Source organism: Bradyrhizobium sp. 2TAF36, assembly GCF_052114925.1.
GTDB classification, from domain to species: domain Bacteria; phylum Pseudomonadota; class Alphaproteobacteria; order Rhizobiales; family Xanthobacteraceae; genus Bradyrhizobium; species Bradyrhizobium barranii.
Genome location: NZ_JBFRFR010000226.1, coordinates 1 through 1,536, shown reverse-complemented (window position 1 = coordinate 1,536; position 1,536 = coordinate 1). Strand labels below are relative to the sequence as shown.

1 protein-coding gene and 1 pseudogene are annotated in these 1,536 nt (G+C 65.8%); both read left to right on the top strand.

What is annotated here, in order from left to right; all coding sequences use genetic code 11:
• Nucleotides 1-177, top strand: a pseudogene (locus AB4Z51_RS44875) (Asp/Glu/hydantoin racemase); the annotation flags it as partial.
• An 11-nt stretch (nt 178-188) separates the two neighbouring features.
• A partial coding sequence (hydA, locus tag AB4Z51_RS44870) for a dihydropyrimidinase (protein WP_441499760.1) occupies nt 189-1,536 on the top strand: 1,348 nt, incomplete at its 3' end.

The window sequence follows — 1,536 nt, the reverse complement described above, 5'->3', positions numbered from 1 at the left end:
CTCTGCACCAATCTCGACGGCGCCGCGCTGGCTGCAGCACTCGAACGGGAGTTGGGCATCGCCGTGCTGGACTCGGTCGCGGTCACGCTGTGGCGGACGCTCGAACTCGCCGGTGGCGACATCGCGGCCCTTACGGCGTGGGGCCGGATCTTCCAGACATCAGCGATCATCAAGTGACGGAGACACCTGTGACGCAGCTAGATCTCGCCATTCGCGGCGGCACCATCGTGACGGCCAGCGACGAATTTCGCGCCGATATCGGCATTCGCGACGGACGCATCGTCAGCATCGCCGACCGCATTGAAGGCGCGGCGCGCGAGATCGACGCGACGGGGCTGCTGGCGCTGCCGGGCGGGATCGACAGTCACGTCCACATCTCCCAGGCCTCTGGCCCCGACGTCGTGATGGCCGACGATTTTGCTTCGGCAACGCGCGCGGCGGCGGCCGGCGGCAACACCATGGTGTTACCCTTCGCGCTCCAGGAGAAGGGGACGTCGCTGCGCACCTGCGTCGAGAACTACCGCAAGCTCGCCGAGGGCGAGTGCTACATCGACACCGCCTTCCACCTCATCATCTCCGACCCCACCGCAGTCGTGCTCGGGCAGGAGCTGCCGGCTCTCGTCAAGGATGGCTACACCTCGTTCAAGGTGTTCATGACCTATGACGACCTCGTGCTCAGCGACAAGCAGCTGCTGGAAGTGTTCGACGTCGCGCGCCGCGAGGAGGCGCTGGTCATGGTCCATTGCGAGGGTTACGACGCGATCCGTTTCCTCACCGCCAAGCTCGAACGCGAGGGCCATATCGCGCCCTATTATCACGGCGTGTCGCGGCCGGAGGCCGTCGAGCGCGAGGCGACGCATCGCGCCATCAGCCATGCCGAGGTGATCGGCGTCCCCATCATGATCGTCCACGTCTCCGGCCGCGAGGCGATGGAGCAGGTGCGCTGGGCCCAGCAGCGCGGACTGCCGGTGCATGCCGAGACCTGTCCGCAATACATCACGCTGACGGCCGACGACATGAAGGGCCTGAACATGGACATGTCAGGCGCAAAGTATGTCTGCTCGCCGCCGCCGCGCGATGCCGAAAGCCAGCAGGCGATCTGGGAAGGCATCACCACCGGTGTGTTCCAGACCTTCTCGTCCGATCACTGCCCGTTCCGCTACGACGACCCCAAGGGCAAGCTGACGCCGAATGCMCGCACCTCGTTCCGCTGGGTGCCGAACGGCATCCCGGGCGTCGAGACCCGGTTGCCGATCCTGTTCTCCGAAGGCGTCTCGAAGGGGCGGATCAGCTTGCAGAAATTCGTCGAGCTGACTGCGACCAATCATGCGCGGATCTACGGGCTCTATCCGCGCAAGGGCTCGATCGGCGTCGGCTTCGACGCCGACATCGCGCTGTGGGACCCGAAGCTGACAAAGACGATTCAGCAGGCCGACCTGCACCACGGCGCGGACTATACGCCGTGGGAGGGCTTTGACGTCACCGGCTGGCCTGTCACCACCATCGCGCGGGGCCGCGTGGTGTACGAGCAGGGCA